At 71.1% G+C, this 731-nt stretch carries 1 protein-coding gene and 1 riboswitch; the gene reads left to right on the top strand.

Annotated elements, in window-relative coordinates; all coding sequences use genetic code 11:
* Positions 1 to 121: 121 nt before the first annotated feature.
* Positions 122 to 220: riboswitch (ZMP/ZTP riboswitch) on the bottom strand.
* A 91-nt stretch (positions 221 to 311) separates the two neighbouring features.
* The coding region (locus tag ACWBNA_RS47845; RefSeq protein WP_482710883.1) for an aminotransferase class III-fold pyridoxal phosphate-dependent enzyme at positions 312 to 731 on the top strand (420 nt) is incomplete at its 3' end.

The following is a 731-nucleotide window of genomic DNA, read 5'->3' as shown; positions in this document are numbered from 1 at the left end:
GGCGTCGGCCACGCGCGGCTCGACGGCGCGGATCACGTCGAGGGCGGCACGGAAGGCGGTGGACTCGGGAGAGAGGGGTTCGGCTGGCATGGGGACCTCCGGACGTCGTGTTCAGCGTTCACGGTACGGCCCAGGCGCACGGCACTCGGTGCTGGACGAAGTCCAGGGGCCGCTCCCCGATGGTTCATCCCATCCCAGCGCGCCAGTCACGACCCGCCGGTCAGCCTACCGGGCACGCCAGAAGGCCGGCTCCCGCGTCCACCATCCGAGCGACGATAGGAAGGAGGCCACCGCCATCTCAGGGAGGTCCCGTGAACGCTACGGAGCAGCTCGTCGCCGCGGCCGACGCCCACAGTGCGCACACCTACGATCCGCTGCCCGTGGTGGTCGCCACCGCGGACGGGGCCTGGATGACGGACGTGGAGGGGCGCCGCTTTCTGGACCTGCTGGCGGGCTACTCGGCGCTCAACTTCGGGCACGGCAACCGGCGGCTCGTGGAGGCGGCGAAGGCGCAGCTGGAGCGGGTGACGCTGACGTCCCGGGCCTTCCACCACGACCGGTTCGCGGCGTTCTGCGAGGAGCTCGCCGAGCTGTGCGGCATGGAGACGGTGCTGCCGATGAACACCGGCACGGAGGCGGTGGAGACGGCGGTGAAGACCGCCCGGAAGTGGGGGTACCGGGTCAAGGGCGTGCCCGCCGAGATGGCGAAGATCGTGGTAGCCGGCAACAAC

Source organism: Streptomyces sp. Q2 (assembly GCF_056820935.1).
This window is presented reverse-complemented; position numbering and strand designations above follow the sequence as displayed.